A 15,192-nucleotide genomic window follows, 5' to 3' on the forward strand; every position below is an offset into this window, starting at 1 on the left:
GGTGGGGTCGGAATTTTTATTTTCTATAGGTGTAGAGAATAACGGTACGTAAGATGGGTCACAAGGGTTTGAGACAAGAAAGTTCCGGGGGATCACCAGCGTGCCAAAGATTGTTGACCATGATGCACGGCGCCTGGAACTGGTGGATGCGACCTGGCGGATCATCGCCAAGCTGGGCATCGAGGGCGCCACCATGCGCGAGATCGCCCTTGAGGCCGGCTTCGCCAACGGCGCATTGAAACCGTACTTCCCCACCAAGGACACGCTCCTGACCTTCGCCTTCCGGCACGTTTTCAACCGGACCAATGAGCGGATCCGGGAAGTGACCGCGGGGAAGGCGGGGATCCCGGCCCTCCGGGCCTTTTGCATTGAAGTGCTGCCGCTGGACTCCGAGCGCGTCAATGAGGCGCGGATCGTGGTCCCGTTCTGGCAGAAGGCGATCAACGATCCGGACAAGGCTGCCATCCATCGCGAGTCCATGGAACAGTGGCATGCCGCCATCCTGGAGTACCTGTCACAGGCGCGCGGCCAGGGGGACGTACGCGCCGCCGTCGACGATTCGGCAGTTGCCGGCCACCTGCTGAACATGCTGCTGGGCGCGCAGATCGCCGCAGCCCTTGCCCCCGGCAGCCAGGCGGACGCCGGCCTGGCCGGCCAGCTGGAAGCCTTCCTGACCTTGCTGCAGGCGGGTTCGTAATCTTTTTTTCCACACTTGTCGAAAAAAGATGACATCGCAGCACCACGGCGCTACCCTGAAATGACTGTGTCGCAGGACACAGTGCTTGGGGGACCGCTCTTCAGATGGCTATCCGGCGTCAGGAACATCCATGACTGCAATTTCAGCCCGCCCCGCGGGCCAGGACCTCATCTCCAGCACGGCCACGTCGTTTGACCACTGGCGGCACCTCGTGGCGGCGTCCTTTGTGCCGCTGGCCGCCGAAACGGATCATCCCGACACCTTCCGCGGCCGGATGCGCTCCAGGGTCCTGGACCGTCTGTGCATCGTGGAGGTTTCCGCCTCGGGCCACAGCGTCCACCGCACGCCGGCACTGGTGGCACAGCCCGGCCAGCGGTACTTCAAGCTCAACCTCCAGCTGGAGGGCACCGGGCTCCTGATCCAAGACAACCGCGAGGCAGTGCTGCGCCCCGGCGACCTCGCCATCTACGACACAAACCGCCCGTACACGCTGGCCTTCGAAGAGCAGGCCCGGGTCATGGTGGTCATGTTCCCGCACGACTCATTGACGCTGCCTTCGGACTACGTGGGCCAGCTCTCGGCGGTCCGGCTGGCAGGCGGGCACGGGCTGACCGGCATCGTGGGACCATTCATTGCCCGGCTGGCGGAAAACCTCGATGCCCTGAGCGGACCCAGCGGATCACGGCTGGCCGCCAACGCCCTGGACCTCGTGTCCACCATGCTGCACTCGGAACTGGACATGGCGCGGGACACCATGAAGCCGCAGGTGCTGCTGGCAACGTCGGTGCGCGAATACATTGAGGCCAACCTCGCGGATCCGCAGCTTTCGCCGGCCAGCATCGCTACGGCGCACTTCATCTCCACGCGCCACCTGCACAACATCTTCCACGAATCCGGATCCACGGTTGCCAGCTGGATCCGGAGCCAGCGGCTGGAGCGCATCCGCCGCGACCTGAGGGATCCGCTGCTCAACGGCACCTCCGTGGGCGCCGTGGCCGCCCGGTGGGGGTTCCTGGACGCAGCACATTTCAGCCGCACGTTCCGGGACGCCTACGGGGAATCCCCCAGCGACTGGCGGCGCGGTGCCTAACCGGCGCCTAAGCGGGGCCTAGATCAGCCCCTGCGCGAGCATGGCGTCAGCCACCTTGACGAACCCGCCGATGTTGGCGCCGAGCACGTAGTTCCCGGGCTCGCCGTATTCGTCGGCTGTTGAAGCGCAGCGGTGGTGGATCCCCACCATGATGTCCGTGAGCCGCTGTTCGGTGTGCTCGAAGGACCAGGAGTCACGGCTCGCGTTCTGCTGCATCTCCAGGGCGGACGTCGCCACGCCGCCGGCATTGGCGGCCTTGCCCGGCCCAAACAGCACCCCGGCCTCCTGGAACACGGCCACGGCTTCGCGGGTGGACGGCATGTTGGCGCCTTCGCCGACGGCGATCAGGCCGTTGCGGACCAGCCGTGCGGCCGCGCCGCCGTCGAGCTCGTTCTGCGTGGCGCACGGCAGCGCCACCGTCGCGTCGACGTCCCACACTGAGCCGGCCTCCACATAGGCGACCCCGGAACGGCGGAGCGAATAATCCTTGAGGCGTCCGCGTTCAACTTCCTTGATCTGGCGGAGGAGCCCGACGTCGATGCCCGCCTCGTCCACGATGTAGCCGGAGGAGTCGGAGCAGGCAACCACCGTGGCACCGAGCGACTGGGCCTTGGCGACGGCGTTGATGGCCACGTTGCCTGAGCCGGACACCACCACGCGTTGCCCGTCGAAGGACGTTCCGCGGGTCTTCAGCATTTCCTCGGTAAAGATCACCGTGCCGAAGCCGGTGGCCTCGGGCCGGACCAGCGAACCGCCCCAGGAGATGCCCTTGCCGGTCAGGACGCCGGATTCGTAGCGGTTGGTGATGCGCTTGTACTGGCCGAAGAGGTAGCCGATTTCGCGCCCGCCGACGCCGATGTCGCCGGCCGGCACGTCGGTGTATTCGCCGATGTGGCGGTAGAGCTCGGTCATGAAGGACTGGCAGAACCGCATGACCTCGGCATCGCTGCGGCCCCGGGGGTCGAAGTCCGAGCCGCCCTTGCCGCCGCCGATGGGCATGCCGGTGAGGGCGTTCTTGAAGATCTGCTCGAAGCCGAGGAACTTCACAATGCCCAGGTAGACGGACGGGTGGAATCGCAGGCCGCCCTTGTAGGGGCCGAGGGCCGAGTTGAACTCCACCCGGAAGCCGCGGTTGATCTGCACGCGGCCCTGGTCATCGGCCCACGGCACCCGGAAGATGATCTGGCGTTCGGGTTCGCACAGCCGTTCCAGGATGGCCGCTTCGAGGAATTCGGGATGCCGGTCGTGGACGGGGCCCAGGCTCTCGAACACCTCGACCACCGCCTGATGGAACTCCGCTTCTCCCGGGTTCCTGGCCAGGACGGTGTCCCTGATGGCCTCGAGCCGTGCATCCATGATGATTCCTAACGTCCGAACCGGGCGCCGGAAAGTCTCCGGCCTACACCGGACCTGCACCCTTTTATTGAAACTTCAACATACCCAATTGTGACTGCACGGGCCACGCATGGCCAATCGATGTTCCACTAACCTCCGTATTGTGACATTCAATTTCCATGAAACGAAAATAGTGGGTTCGGTTCGGGGTCCGGCGGGGGGCTTCTGATGGCCCACATTTGCCTGCTGCTCTCCGGAGCCGCGCTGCTGCTCAACGGCCTCGCGGCGCTGGATCTTCTCCCCCGCCGGGACGCTGCCGTGTTCAGCCTGGTCATCGGCAGCACCCAACTGGCCCTCGGCGTTGCATTCCTGGGCACTGCCCCTGCGGGGGCTTTACCGGGGAAGGCGAGCGACGGCGGCCCGCACTTACTGCTGGGAGCAGCCGGAATGTTCCTATTCGGGCTGACCTACGTCTACGTTGGGTTGGATTTCCTGCTGGGACTAGGTTCGCGGGGCCTCGGCTGGTTCTGCGGGATGGTGGCCGTGTGCGGCCTCCTGCTCGCCGCGACCTGGGCCGGGGCGGATCCGCTTTTGGCCGTTCTCTGGCTCTGCTGGACCTACCTGTGGCTGCTGTTCTTTCTCCAGTTGGCACTGGGTTTTTCGGGTCTGAAGCCGCTGATCGGCTGGTCCCTTGTCCTCACCAGCGCGGCGTCGGCCACGGTTCCGGCGTTCCTGGGCATCACGGGGCAGTGGCCCGACGGTCCCGAAGCGGCACCGTCGGCGGCCGCGGGAGCCTCAGTCCTTGCATTTCTCCTGCTGCTGGCCGCCGGATTCACCTGGCGCGGGCGGCGCGGGGGGCCAACCGCCCCCCGCGCCGCCGCCGTCGTTGTTCCCGTCGAAAGTCCGCTATCCGGCGAACTCAAGCTCTGAGGCCCGCACCCGCTTCTCCACCCGGAGCTCCACGAGGACTCCGGCCAGGAACAGTGCGGGGACGGCCACCAGCAGTCCGGTGGCCGTTTCGACGCTGCCTCCGATGAGGGACGTGAAGTTGCTGACCACCAGGTACAGCACCCACGCCAGCAGGGCGGACGCGAGCAGCGGGGCGATGAACGTCTGCCATTGCTGGCCGGCCACCCGTTCCCTGCGGAAATAGGCGACGACGGCCAGGGAACACAGCATGTACAGCACCAGCAGGGCGGCAACGGCGAGGCCGCTGAACCACGAGAACAGCGTCAGCACCGGGTCAAGTCCCAGCAGCGCGAACGGTGCCACCAGCAGGACGGCCACCGCGGTCTGGATCCAGGCAGCGGCGGCCGGCGCACGGTGCTTGTTGGTGCGGGCAACAACTGCCGGCAGGGAACCGCGCAGGGCCAGCGAGTGCAGGTAGCGGTTGATGCCGTTGTGGAAGGCGATGATGCCTGCCAGCAACGAGGTCACCAGCAGGACGCCGGTGGTGATCCCGGCCCAGGGCCCGAACATCTCGACGATGGGGCCGATCACGAACGAGGTGGCGTCCCCGGATTCCAGGGCGGCGCCGGCGGCACCGACGACGTGTGACGGCCCGTAGAAGCTGACCAGCATCCAGGTGATGAAGGAGAAGAACACGGCGATGATGCCCACGGAGAGATATGTGGCCCGCGCAACGGTCCGGTGCGGGTCTTTGGCCTCGGCGGAGTAGATGGCCGTGGATTCGAAGCCGAACATGGAGGCCACCGCGAACATGATGGCGACGCCGGGAGCTCCGCTGGCGATGGCTGCCGGCGCGAAGGAGGCGGCGATATCAAGGCCTTCGGGGCCGCCGCCCTTGAACAGCACGGAGAATCCGAACATCAGGAGGATGGCCACTTCCAGGCCCACCAGGACCGCCAGGACACGGGCGCCGAGCTCGATGTTCATGGAGCCCAGGACCTGGACCCCGGCCATGGTGACCACAGCCAGCAGCCACCACGGAACAGGTAACCCGGCAGAGGCCAGCAGGCCGGAAAACGCCGCTCCGTACAGTCCGTACATTGCCGCCTGCACCGTGCTGTAGGCCAGGAGGGCAAGCCATGCCGCCCCGGCGCCCACCCTGCGCCCGAACGCGGCGGTCACATAGGCGTAAAAGGCGCCGTTGGTCTGCACCTTCCGACTCATGGCCACGAACCCCACGGCGAAAATGACAATAACGATGCCGACGACTAGGTAGGCCCCCGGGGCGCCGGCCCCGTTGCCGAGCGCGGCCGCGAGCGGTGCCGCGCCCACGATGCCGGTCAGCGGGGCCTGCGCTGACAGGACAAAGAACAGGATGCCCAGGACGCCGATGCTGCCTGCGCGCAGGGCGGTGGAGTGTTCCTGGCGGGAACCGGGCTCTGCGGTCCGGGATTCGGGATTCGAAATACTCATTTGATCCTTCTAACGGTCATGAGTGCTGGGGGGAGTGAAATCCAGCATGGCAGTCGCCGCCCGAGGCGGCTTGTCTGGCAGCGATCAGTTGTTGTTCCTGAGCGCACGCGAGGCATCCAGTGCGGCCCCCTCCGGGGCTGTTCGCTCCCGCACAACAGCTCTTCGCGGATAGACAAGACGTCCCGCGGGCGGGCGGGCAGACTCGAGACAAGGCCCCGGGCCATGTCGGCCGGTGCGCATTGCCTACTCGAAGTGGAGTACCCCATGGAAACTTACGACGCCCTGCTGGCCTCGATCACCCCGGACGCCGGCGAAACCCGGGCCATCCTCGACCCGGCCACCGGCACGCTCGTGGGCACCGCCCCCGTCCATACCGTCCAGGACCTCGAGGCGGCCGTTGCCGCCGCGGCCGCGGCCCAGCCCGCGTGGGCAGCCCTGGGCCACGGCGCCCGGTCCGCCGCGCTCCTCAAAGCAGCCGACGCCGTCGAACGCTCCGCCGAAGAACTCGCCCGTCTGCTCTCCCGCGAGCAGGGCAAACCGCTGAACGGCCCCAACGCCCGCTTCGAGGTCGGCGCCTGCGCGGCCTGGCTGCGCGTCGCCGCCGGCACGCCGCTGGACCCGGAAACCGTGGTGGACGACGGCGAAACCCGTGCCGAACTGCACTACCGGCCCATCGGCGTCGTGGGAGCGATCGGCCCGTGGAACTGGCCCATGATGATCACCGTCTGGCAGATCGCCCCCGCCCTGCGGATGGGCAACGCCGTGGTGGTCAAGCCCTCGGAATACACGCCGCTCTCCGTCCTGGCCCTGGCCAAGGTCCTCAACGAGGAACTCCCCGAAGGCCTCCTGACCGTTGTCAGCGGCGGCCGCGACGTCGGCGCCCGGCTGGCCGAACACCCCGCCATCGGCAAGGTCATGTTCACCGGCTCCACCGCCACCGGCAAGGCGATCATCAAGTCCTCCGCGGAGACGGTGAAGCGCCTCACCCTGGAACTCGGCGGGAACGACGCCGGCATCGTCCTGCCCGACGCCGACCCCAAAGCCATCGCCGAGGGCCTCTTCTGGGGCGCCTTCATCAACACCGGCCAGACCTGCGCGGCGCTCAAGCGCCTGTACGTCCACGACTCGCTGTATGAGGCCGTTTGCGCGGAACTCACGGCGGTGGCCGCCGCGATGCCCATGGGCGTCGGGCTGGACGAGAACAACGTCCTCGGCCCGCTCCAGAACAGAGCCCAGTACGACATCGTGGCCGGGCTCGTGGAAACCGCCCGGGACTCCGGCGCCCGGATCCTGACCGGCGGCAACCCGGACCCGGACCAGCCCGGCCACTTCTACCCCGCCACCCTCGTGGCCGACATCGACAACAGCAACCCGCTGGTGGCCGAGGAACAGTTCGGCCCGGCCCTGCCGATCATCCGCTACGGAACCGTCGACGAGGCTGTAGCGATGGCGAACGCGCTCGACGTCGGGCTCGGAGCCTCCGTCTGGTCCTCGGATCCGGCTCGGGCCCGCGAGGTGGCCGCCCGGCTCGAGGCCGGCACCGTCTGGATCAACAAACACGGCGCCGTGGACCCCCGCATTCCCTTCGGCGGCGCCAAGCAGTCCGGCTACGGCCTGGAGTTCGGCGTCGAAGGCCTCAAAGCCCTGGGTGTTCCGCAGGTGATCAACGGCTAGGAAGGAGTTTTTGTCCACTTAGAGGGACTTCAGCCCCGGTTTGCGCCCATTATCTGGACAAAAACTCCTAGACTGCCGGCTGCCGCATCCACGGCCTGGTGGGCGTCTGGCCCAGCTGGTCGTTGAACTCCTGGGCTTCGCGGTAATACTCCAGCATGGAGAGCCGGGACGCGGCCGCCGGATCCAGGATCACCACGGCCCGGCGGTGCATCTGCAGCACCGAGGCGGGGCAATGGGCGCTGACCGGGCCTTCCACCATGGCCTGGACGGCATCAGCCTTGTTCTCCCCGATGGCCACCAGCACCGCCAGCCTGGCTTCGCGGATGGTCCCCAGTCCCTGGGTCAGGCACAGCCTTGGAACGTCGCCCGCCGGGAAGAACCGGGCGTTGTCCGCACGGGTGGCTCCTGCCAGGGTCTTTACCCGGGTGCGGGACACCAGCGACGAGGTGGGCTCGTTGAACCCGATATGGCCGTTGGCGCCGATTCCGAGGATCTGGATGTCCACACCGCCGGCGGCCGTGATGGCGGCGTCGTAACGGTCGGCCTCGGCAACGAGGTCCGGGGCGTCGCCCTGCGGCGTGAAGAGCTGCCCGGGCGGCAGGTCCACGTGGCCAACGAATTCCCGCCGGATGGTGGAGTGGTAGCTCTGTTCGTGCTCCGGCGGCAGCCCGGCGTATTCGTCCAGGGTGAAGGCCGTGACCCGGCTGAAGCTGAGCTGTTCGTCGCGGTGCCGGCGGATCAGCTCCTGGTACGTGGACCTCGGCGAACCGCCCGTGGCGAGCCCGAGGACGGCCGGGCCCTGCCTCACCCGGGCCTCGATGATGTCCGCGGCCCTGCCGCCTACGTGTTCTGCGGACTCACACAGAATGATCTGCACGCGTATTCCTTTCCTGCAGTAGTGGTGTGCCGGCCCGGTAGACCTGCACCAGTTCGAGTTCTTCGGTGGCCACCAGTACGTCGGCCCGTTTCCCCGCGGCGAGGGAGCCCAGGGGCGTGGAACCAGGTTGGCTGGCGTCCGTGTGGTCCAGGCCCATCAGGCGGGCCGGAGTGGCTGAGGCCGCCGTGACGGCATCGGCCAGGGGCACGCCCCACCCGACGCAGCGTTGGACGTTTTCCAGCAGAAGGCTTGTTGCCCCGGCGATCGCCCCGGGACGGCCATCGTCCGCGGAAACCAGCCTGGCCACCCGGTCCTGGACCAGCACGTCCAGGCTGCCGAGCGTGTACAGGCCGTCGGTCATCCCGGCCGCCGCCATCGCATCGGTAATCAGCGCTATCGACCCCGGCCCCACCAGGCTGAAGACCATGCGGACAATCTCCGGGTCCAGATGGACGCCGTCGGCAATCAGCTCCAGGACCATCCGGTCCGGCGACTGCCGCGCGGCCTGCAGGAGGACAGGGATAGGCCCCGGCGCCCGGTGGCCCAGCGGAGGCATCCGGTTGAACAGGTGGGTGGCGGACCACGGCCCGTCCCCTCCCCCGAGCACTTCCCGCGTCCGGGCCGCCGTGGCGTCCGTGTGGCCGATCGACGGCACCACCCGGTAGTCCCGGCACAGGGCCACCAGCTCAGCAAAGTGAGCGGTTTCCGGTGCCAGCGTGAGGGAGCGGACCGTGCCCTGTCCCGCTTCGAGCCATTCCTTCAGGAGTCCGGGGTCGCCGTCGATGATGGCCGCCGGGTCCTGGGCCCCGCACATGCTCCTGGTGATGAAGGGGCCTTCCAGGTGCAGGCCGGCCAATGTGCCGTCCTGCACCAGCGCCCGCAGCACTTCGATCTGCCCGAGCAGCACGTCCGGGTGGGCCGAAACGAGCGAGCCGAGAACCGACGTCGTTCCCTGCGCCGCGTAGTAACCCGCCGCGAGGCGGGCGCCCTCCGCATCCGCGGAGAAGGTGTGCCCGACGGCGCCGTGGCAGTGGACGTCCACCAGGCCGGGCAGGATGAGCGGAACCTGTGTTGTTTCGACGTCGACGCCGGCGGGCAGCTCCGCCGTCGGCCCGGCCCATACGATGCTGCCCCCGGCGATCACCACGGTGCCGTCGTCGATCATTCCGTCGCCGCTCCGGCCGGTGACGAGGCGCCCCCGCAGCCCCAGGTCGATGTCGCCTTTCCCCGGCAGCGTCAAGTCAGCTCGCATCGGCCTTGGCCATTGAACCGTTCTCGTCGGTCTCGTCTTCGCGGCCCATGGTGCGCAGGTTCCAGCGCCGGATCACGAAGCGGAACGTCACGTAATACACGGCCGCGTAGCCCAGGCCGATGGGGACCAGCCAGAGCGGATTCTGGGCGATCCCGAAGTTCAGCAGGTAGTCGATGGCTCCGGCGGAGAAGCCGAACCCGTGGTGGATGCCCAGGAAGTTGACCAGCATCATGGAGGTTCCGGTCAGGACGGCGTGGACGAGGTAGAGCGGCCAGGCCACGAACATGAAGGAGAATTCCAGCGGTTCGGTGATGCCGGTGAGGAACGCCGTAAGGCCGGTGGAGAGCATGACGCCGCCGACGATCTTCTTCTGGGACGGCTTGGCCTCGTGCCAGATGGCGAGGGCCGCAGCCGGCAGGGCAAACATCATGATGGGGAAGAACCCGGTCATGAACACGCCTGCTGAGGGGTCGCCGGCGAAGAACCGGTTCAGGTCGCCGTGCGTGCCGTTGTAGTCGCCGATGATGAACCAGACGATCGAGTTCAGGATGTGGTGCAGGCCCAGCGGGATGAGCAGCCGGTTGAGCGTGCCGTAGATTCCGCTGCCCACCACGGTGTTGTCCGCCACCGTGTTGCCGACCGCCGTCAGCCCGGAATTGAAGAGGGGGTAGATGAGTGCCATGACCACGCCGATCACGATCGCGGCGAAGGAGGTCAGGATGGGCACCAGCCGGCGGCCGGCGAAGAATCCAAGCCAGTCCGGCAGGGTGGTCCGGTGGAACTTCTGCCACAGCCATGCGGTGGTCAGGCCCATTACGATGCCGGCCAGCACGCCGTAGTTGATGACGGGATCCTTGCCGCCCTCCGGGGCGGCGCCCAGCACCAGCGGTGCCATGACTTTGAAAACGTTGGTCAGGACCAGGAAGCCGACGACGGCGGCCAGCGCCGTGGACCCGTCGCCCTTCTTGGCGAAGCCGAAGGAAATGCCGACGGCGAAGAGCAGGGGCAGGTTCTCAAACAGGGCCCCGCCGGCCGCGCCGATCACCTGGGCAACGGTAGACAGGCCTTCGAACCTGCCCAGCAGGTCGTCCTGGCCCAGCCGCAGGAGGAGTGCGGCGGCGGGAAGTGCTGCGATGGGGAGCATGAGGCTGCGGCCGAAGCGCTGCATGTTCTGCAGCGCTTTGCCGCTGCCTTTGGCCTTTCCCGGCGCCGGCGAGGCCAGCGGGCCGGCCCCGGCGGAAGCGGAGGGGTTTTCCGTGGACATGTGGTTCCTCGTTTCGAAAAGGGTGCTTGTGCGGGGATGCGGGATTCAGTAGAGTTTTGCTAACTGGTTATAACCAGTGACAATCATCACTGTGAAGTGCACCGGGCTTAGTTGTCAACCTCAGGCAGGAAAAAAGAACTTCCGGCCCGCCGGCCTTCACCGCGAACCATCAACAGGAGTGGACATGTCCAAAGCAGAGATCATCCTTGCCGCGCTGGGCGGCGCCGACAACGTGGAAGAAATTGAAGGGTGCATCACCCGCCTGCGCACCGAAGTGGTGGACGCTGCCCGCGTGGACGAGGCCGCCCTCAAGGCCGCGGGCGCCCACGGCGTCATGATGTCCGGCACGGTGGTCCAGGTTGTGGTGGGTCCCGAGGCCGAGAGCCTGGCTGAAGACATCCAGGACCTGATGTGAGCACGCCTGACGTGAGCACCGCAGGTACCGGCACGGCAGAAGCAGGCGGGCAGGCCACGCCCATCAGCGTGGCCTCGCCCCTGCCCGGCTGGCTCATCCCGCTGGGCGAGGTACCGGACCCGGTGTTCGCCAAAGGCCTTGTGGGCGGAGGCGCCGCCGTCATCCCGGACGACGACGCCGGTGTGCTCACCGCCGTCGCGCCACTGGACGGCCGCGTCATCAAGGTCATGCCGCACGCCTACATCGTCCAGCACGCCTCCGGGCCCGCAGTCCTGGTCCACGTGGGCATCGACACGGTGGGCCTGAAGGGCGAGGGCTTCAGCGTGCTGGCGCAGAAGGGCGACCATGTCCGGGCCGGCGATCCGATGATCAGCGTTGATGTCAGCTTTGTCCGGTCAAAAAACCTCAGCATGTGCAGCCCCGTGGTGATCCTGGACAGCGCACCGGACGCAATTGAACCTCCTGCCTCCGGCGGCCGCGTGGAAGCCGGCGGGCACCTGTTCGACCTGCCGGGACAACTTCCGGAAAAATAGACGGATGGATACCGCAGGGGAACTAAAACACGTCTGGGTGCGCCGGCAGCTCCAGGACCTCGTCGCCACCACGCTGCGACCCGGGGACGCGCTGCTGGGCGAACGCCAACTGGAGGAGCAGTTCGGCGTCTCCCGCATTACGGTGCGCCGGGCGATTTCGGACCTCGTCCAGGACGGTGCCCTGGTGCGGATCAAGGGCAAGGGGACCTTTGTGTCCCACGGACTGGTGCGCTCAACCCTGCATCTGGCCTCCTTCAATGAGGACATGCGGGCGGCCGGCTTCGAACCCAGCACCCGGGTCATCACTGCCACAACGGCGGAACCGGCCGCCGCCGCGGCCGAGCATTTGGGACTGGCTCCGGGGCAGGACGCCTACCAGGTCCGCAGGCTGCGCCTGGCCAACGGCGCGCCCGTCAGCGTGGACGAATCCTGGCTGCCTCCCCGGCTCCTGCCGGACCTGCTCTCGGAGGACCTGACCGGTTCCCTCTACCGGGTGCTCGCTGCCTCCGGGCATCCGGTGCAGCATGTGGAGCAGACGGTGGAGGCCGCTGCCGCTCCGGAGGAAACCGCGGCCCTGCTCGACATCGAGCCCGGCGCGCCCGTGCTGCTTTTCCGGCGTCGGTCATTCACCGGGGAGGACGATCCGGGCACGCCCATCGAATACTCCATTTCGACCTACCGCTCGGACCGGTACCAGGTGTCGATGCGGCTGGCGCTGGGCTGAGCCGTCCTGTCCGCATCCGGGCGCAGGTCGTGAAAGCATACGGATCGTGACCCAGAAAATTGCGTACCAGGGTGAGCCCGGCGCCAACTCAAATATCGCGTGCATGCAGATGTTCCCGGAACTGGAAAGCGTTCCGTGTGCCAGCTTCGAGGATGCCTTTGAACTGGTGTCCACGGGTGCTGCCGAGTTCGCCATGATCCCGATCGAGAACTCGATCGCCGGCCGGGTGGCGGACATCCACATCCTGCTGCCGCAGTCCCGCCTGCAAATAGTGGGCGAGTACTTTCTTCCCATCCATTTCGACCTGCTGGGCATCCCCGGGAGCACCATCGAAGCGGCCACCGAGGTCCACAGCCACATCCACGCCCTGGGGCAGTGCCGGCGGCTCATCCGCGAGGCCGGGCTGCGCCCCGTCATTGCCGGCGACACCGCAGGTTCCGCCCGGGAAGTCCGGGAGTGGAACGATCCCCGGAAACTGTCACTCGCTCCCCCGCTCGCAGCAAGCATTTACGGCCTGGAAGTGCTGGCCTCCCGGGTTGAGGATGACCCGTCCAACACCACCCGCTTCGTGGTCCTGGCTCCTGAAAAGGAACTGCCGTCCCGGGAGGAGCTGCCCGGACCGGCAGTGACCAGCTTCCTGTTCCGGGTGCGCAACGTCCCGTCAGCACTCTTCAAGGCGCTGGGCGGGTTTGCCACCAACGGCGTGAACATGACACGGCTGGAAAGCTACATGGTGGGCAACGAGTTTGCCGCCACGATGTTCATGGCGGACGTCGAGGGCCACCCGGCGGACCTGCCGCTGAGGCTGGCCCTGGAGGAACTGGACTTCTTCACCACTGAGGTGCGCATCCTGGGCGTCTACGCAGCCGCAGACTTCCGGGCCGGGCAGACCGTCAGCAGCTGACCCGAGAGTCCCCCCGGCGCTCATCCTCTAGGTGGTGGGGACCCGCTTGCGTCCTGCGAGGATCGGCGCGAAGAACGCGGCGAGCTCCTCCGTCGCTGTCAGGGGCAGGACGTTCGCCACGTACTGGTCGGGGCGGACAACCACCATCACGCCGCCCCGGTCGATGCCGCGCAGTTCGAAAATGTCCGACGCCGGAATGGTGCCATAGACCTTTTCCAGGTAGGTGAGCTTGAACGGCCCCACCTGGGGCTTGAAGACCGCCGGAACCGCGTTGAGGTCGATGTTCGTGTGGTCCTGCTGGTAGATCACCTTCACGTCGAACCAGGCGTCCGGGTCGGCGTCCGACGGCGTTGCGGCCAGCGGGGAGTCGGGCGCGGTGGCCAGCCACTCGGCAAGGTCGGTGGTGGGCGACTCCTGCCCCGGCGCGGCCCCGTCGGCGAAGACATAGATGCGCCAGCGGCCGTCCGCCGAGGCCTGGTGGCCGAGTTGCAGCGGGTTCGTGTCGCAGACCCGCACCGCCGGCGCCGACTTGAAGCGCTTGCCGATGGTGAATCCGGCGGCCAGTTCCTGGTGCGCCGGCTCGCCGATCAGCATCGAAGGAACGTACTGCGTCATGAAGCCGGCGGGGAATTCGGCCGTACTGACGTAGAAGTCCTCGAGCTCCGAGGGGGACGCGAATTCCTCGGGCTTCTTCGCCATGAGCGTGGACCACTCCTTGTCGAAGTCGATGAGGTTCTTCGCAATGACCTGGCGTTCGGCGGAGTAGGTGGACAGGAGGGATTCGGGGCTGCGGCCCTCCAGCACGTGGCCCAGCTTCCAGCCGATGTTGAAGCCGTCCTGCATGGAGACGTTCATGCCCTGGCCGGCCTTGGCGCTGTGCGTGTGGCACGCGTCGCCGGTGATGAACACGCGGGGCGTGCGGGTACCGAGCTCCTCCGGGCGGACGTCGTCAAACCTGTCGGTGAGGCGGTGGCCCACCTCGTAGACGCTGTGCCAGGCAACGTTGCGGACGTCGACGGTGTACGGGTGGACGATCGCGTTGGCTTTGGCGATGATCTGTTCGATGGAGGTCTTGCGGACGGCCCCGCGGTCGTCCGCGGCCACTTCGCCGAGGTCCACGTACATGCGGAAGAGATGCCCGCCCTCGCGCGGGATCAGCAGGATGCTGCCGCCGTCGTGGGACTGGATGGCGCACTTGAGGCGGATGTCCGGGAAGTCCGTATTGGCAAGCACGTCCATAACGCCCCAGGCGTGGTTGGCCTGGTCGCCGGCCATGGTGCAGCCGATCGAGTCCCGCACCTTGCTGCGGGCACCGTCCGCGCCCACGACGTACTTGGCCCGGACAATACGTTCCCGGCCTTCGTCGGCGCCGGAGGTGTGGGCCAGCGTCACTGCAACGGGGTACTCCCCCTCGCCGACGTGGAGCCCGCGGAACTCGTAGCCGTAGTCCGGCGCCATGCGGGTGGGGGCGTTCGCCATGACGTCGGCGAAGTAGTCGAGGACGCGGGCCTGGTTGACGATCAGGTGCGGGAACTCACTGATTCCGTGCGGGTCGTCCAGGGTGCGGGCCGCACGGACGATGTTCGCGGGATTCTGCGGGTCCGGCTTCCAGAACGCCATTTCGGTGATCCGGTAGGCCTCGGCAATGATCCGCTCGGCGAAGCCGAAGGCCTGGAAGGTTTCTACGCTGCGCGCCTGGATGCCGTCGGCCTGGCCGATCTCGAGCCGCCCGGGGCGGCGCTCCACGATGCGGGTGGTGATGCCGGGGAACTGGGACAGCTGCGCGGCGGTGAGCATGCCCGCGGGCCCGGTACCCACAATGAGAACGTCCACTTCGTCGGGAAGCTGCTCGGGACGGTTGATGCCGACGCCGGCGGCCGGCTGGACTCGCGGGTCACCGGATACGTAGCCGTGGTGGTGGAAATGCACGGGGTTCCTCACTTCGTTGTGTGGCTGTCTATGGCCGTCAAATGTGTTCGATATCAGAACTATTAGTTCGATAATAGAATCTACTGCTCATTCGAAACTGTACGCAGATATGACCT

Annotated in this window: 14 protein-coding genes; 8 read left to right on the plus strand and 6 right to left on the minus strand. The window is 67.1% G+C overall.

The window, feature by feature from the left end; all coding sequences use genetic code 11:
- The first annotated feature begins 100 nt into the window (after positions 1 to 100).
- A complete protein-coding gene (locus Q8Z05_RS04480; RefSeq protein ID WP_305942291.1) occupies positions 101 to 697 on the plus strand; it encodes a TetR/AcrR family transcriptional regulator in 597 nt (198 codons plus the stop codon).
- Between the two features lie 130 nt (positions 698 to 827).
- On the plus strand, positions 828 to 1,787 hold the full coding sequence (locus Q8Z05_RS04485; RefSeq protein ID WP_305942292.1) for a helix-turn-helix domain-containing protein: 960 nt from the start codon (positions 828 to 830) through the stop codon (positions 1,785 to 1,787).
- An 18-nt stretch (positions 1,788 to 1,805) separates the two neighbouring features.
- Here the strand turns inward: Q8Z05_RS04485 and gdhA are convergent, their stop codons facing one another.
- Positions 1,806 to 3,143 (minus strand): NADP-specific glutamate dehydrogenase, encoded by a 1,338-nt coding sequence (gene gdhA, locus Q8Z05_RS04490; RefSeq protein ID WP_305942293.1) that lies wholly within the window; start codon positions 3,141 to 3,143, stop codon positions 1,806 to 1,808.
- Positions 3,144 to 3,350: 207 nt separating this feature from the next.
- On the opposite strand from gdhA, the gene Q8Z05_RS04495 reads away from it, so the two are divergent.
- Complete coding sequence (locus Q8Z05_RS04495; protein WP_305942294.1) at positions 3,351 to 4,052, plus strand: AmiS/UreI family transporter; 702 nt, start codon at positions 3,351 to 3,353, stop codon at positions 4,050 to 4,052.
- Here the strand turns inward: Q8Z05_RS04495 and Q8Z05_RS04500 are convergent.
- Positions 4,029 to 5,504 (minus strand): APC family permease, encoded by a 1,476-nt coding sequence (locus Q8Z05_RS04500; protein WP_305942295.1) that lies wholly within the window; start codon positions 5,502 to 5,504, stop codon positions 4,029 to 4,031. The two genes, Q8Z05_RS04495 and Q8Z05_RS04500, sit on opposite strands and share 24 nt — an antisense overlap.
- A gap of 264 nt (positions 5,505 to 5,768) precedes the next feature.
- Here Q8Z05_RS04500 and Q8Z05_RS04505 point away from each other — a divergent pair, with 264 nt between their 5' ends.
- Positions 5,769 to 7,178, plus strand: a complete 1,410-nt coding sequence (locus Q8Z05_RS04505; protein WP_305942296.1) for an aldehyde dehydrogenase family protein — start codon at positions 5,769 to 5,771, stop codon at positions 7,176 to 7,178.
- A 67-nt stretch (positions 7,179 to 7,245) separates the two neighbouring features.
- On the opposite strand, the gene nagB is transcribed toward Q8Z05_RS04505, so the two are convergent.
- From nagB to Q8Z05_RS04520, 3 genes are read right to left on the minus strand one after another with little or no spacing between them, the layout of a single operon-like run.
- Entirely contained in the window at positions 7,246 to 8,055 is an 810-nt protein-coding gene (gene nagB / locus Q8Z05_RS04510) for a glucosamine-6-phosphate deaminase (protein ID WP_305942297.1), read from the minus strand.
- Entirely contained in the window at positions 8,036 to 9,307 is a 1,272-nt protein-coding gene (locus tag Q8Z05_RS04515) for an N-acetylglucosamine-6-phosphate deacetylase (RefSeq protein WP_305942298.1), read from the minus strand. Before Q8Z05_RS04515 ends, nagB begins: the two co-directional genes overlap by 20 nt.
- Positions 9,297 to 10,571, minus strand: coding sequence for a PTS transporter subunit EIIC (locus Q8Z05_RS04520; protein WP_305942299.1), 1,275 nt, complete (start codon positions 10,569 to 10,571; stop codon positions 9,297 to 9,299). The genes Q8Z05_RS04515 and Q8Z05_RS04520 overlap by 11 nt, the downstream gene beginning before the upstream one ends.
- Positions 10,572 to 10,755: 184 nt before the next feature.
- Here Q8Z05_RS04520 and Q8Z05_RS04525 point away from each other — a divergent pair, with 184 nt between their 5' ends.
- Genes Q8Z05_RS04525 through Q8Z05_RS04540 form a run of 4 tightly spaced genes read left to right on the plus strand, consistent with a single transcriptional unit; the run spans position 10,756 to position 13,147 of the window.
- The gene (locus Q8Z05_RS04525) at positions 10,756 to 10,986 is read left to right on the plus strand and encodes a PTS glucose/sucrose transporter subunit IIB (RefSeq protein WP_305942300.1); all 231 of its coding nucleotides are present in this window, start codon (positions 10,756 to 10,758) and stop codon (positions 10,984 to 10,986) included.
- Entirely contained in the window at positions 10,983 to 11,519 is a 537-nt protein-coding gene (locus Q8Z05_RS04530; protein ID WP_305942301.1) for a PTS sugar transporter subunit IIA, read from the plus strand. The genes Q8Z05_RS04525 and Q8Z05_RS04530 overlap by 4 nt, the downstream gene beginning before the upstream one ends.
- 4 nt (positions 11,520 to 11,523) lie before the next feature.
- Positions 11,524 to 12,243, plus strand: coding sequence for a GntR family transcriptional regulator (locus Q8Z05_RS04535; protein ID WP_305942302.1), 720 nt, complete (start codon positions 11,524 to 11,526; stop codon positions 12,241 to 12,243).
- A 46-nt stretch (positions 12,244 to 12,289) separates the two neighbouring features.
- Positions 12,290 to 13,147 carry a prephenate dehydratase gene (locus tag Q8Z05_RS04540; RefSeq protein ID WP_305942303.1) on the plus strand — a complete coding sequence of 286 codons (858 nt, stop codon included), beginning with the start codon at positions 12,290 to 12,292 and terminating at the stop codon, positions 13,145 to 13,147.
- Between the two features lie 27 nt (positions 13,148 to 13,174).
- Here Q8Z05_RS04540 and Q8Z05_RS04545 read toward each other — a convergent pair whose 3' ends face one another.
- Positions 13,175 to 15,076 carry an FAD-binding monooxygenase gene (locus tag Q8Z05_RS04545; RefSeq protein WP_305942304.1) on the minus strand — a complete coding sequence of 634 codons (1,902 nt, stop codon included), beginning with the start codon at positions 15,074 to 15,076 and terminating at the stop codon, positions 13,175 to 13,177.
- Positions 15,077 to 15,192 lie beyond the last annotated feature (116 nt).

Source organism: Arthrobacter oryzae (genome assembly GCF_030718995.1).
Lineage (GTDB): Bacteria > Actinomycetota > Actinomycetes > Actinomycetales > Micrococcaceae > Arthrobacter > Arthrobacter oryzae_C.

Coding starts and splice junctions, on each gene's coding strand:
- Q8Z05_RS04535 (WP_305942302.1), top strand. CDS start 11,524: ATGGATACCGCAGGGGAACTAAAACACGTCTGGGTGCGCCGGCAGCTC.
- gdhA (WP_305942293.1), bottom strand. CDS start 3,143: ATGGATGCACGGCTCGAGGCCATCAGGGACACCGTCCTGGCCAGGAAC.
- Q8Z05_RS04520 (WP_305942299.1), bottom strand. CDS start 10,571: ATGTCCACGGAAAACCCCTCCGCTTCCGCCGGGGCCGGCCCGCTGGCC.
- Q8Z05_RS04485 (WP_305942292.1), top strand. CDS start 828: ATGACTGCAATTTCAGCCCGCCCCGCGGGCCAGGACCTCATCTCCAGC.
- Q8Z05_RS04500 (WP_305942295.1), bottom strand. CDS start 5,504: ATGAGTATTTCGAATCCCGAATCCCGGACCGCAGAGCCCGGTTCCCGC.
- Q8Z05_RS04515 (WP_305942298.1), bottom strand. CDS start 9,307: ATGCGAGCTGACTTGACGCTGCCGGGGAAAGGCGACATCGACCTGGGG.
- Q8Z05_RS04495 (WP_305942294.1), top strand. CDS start 3,351: ATGGCCCACATTTGCCTGCTGCTCTCCGGAGCCGCGCTGCTGCTCAAC.
- Q8Z05_RS04505 (WP_305942296.1), top strand. CDS start 5,769: ATGGAAACTTACGACGCCCTGCTGGCCTCGATCACCCCGGACGCCGGC.
- Q8Z05_RS04525 (WP_305942300.1), top strand. CDS start 10,756: ATGTCCAAAGCAGAGATCATCCTTGCCGCGCTGGGCGGCGCCGACAAC.